1 protein-coding gene is annotated in these 376 nt (G+C 56.1%); it reads left to right on the top strand.

Annotated elements, in window-relative coordinates:
- Window positions 1-38 precede the first annotated feature (38 nt).
- Window positions 39-376: membrane protein insertase YidC (gene yidC / locus J3L16_RS16035; protein WP_207614063.1), on the top strand; the 338-nt coding region annotated here is incomplete at its 3' end.

A 376-nucleotide genomic window follows, 5' to 3' on the forward strand; every position in this document is an offset into this window, starting at 1 on the left:
AAGAACCAGCACTGACAGACCTTCCGCCAGTTGCGGAAGTGACAGACGTCACGACGCCAAGCGCAGCAAGCGAAACCGGCACAGCCACAACGACGCCAGATGTCACTGAAGCTGCTGTCGAAGCACCACGCTTGATGATCGAAACGCCTGAATTGGTTGGGTCTTTGTCTTTGCAAGGTGCACGGATCGATGACCTGTCTCTGACACAATACCGCGAAACGCTCGAAGAAGGCTCTCCCATTGTACGCCTTCTTAAGCCAGTCGGCGAAGCAGAAGCCTACTTTGCCACCTTTGGTTGGGCCGCTGCCGAGGGGCTCAGCGTTGATCAAGTTCCCGGCCCCGACACGATTTGGGATGTCGAATCCGGTGAAATCCT

It is taken from the genome of Alteromonas sp. 5E99-2 (assembly GCF_017368475.1).
Classification (GTDB): domain Bacteria; phylum Pseudomonadota; class Gammaproteobacteria; order Enterobacterales; family Alteromonadaceae; genus Alteromonas_F.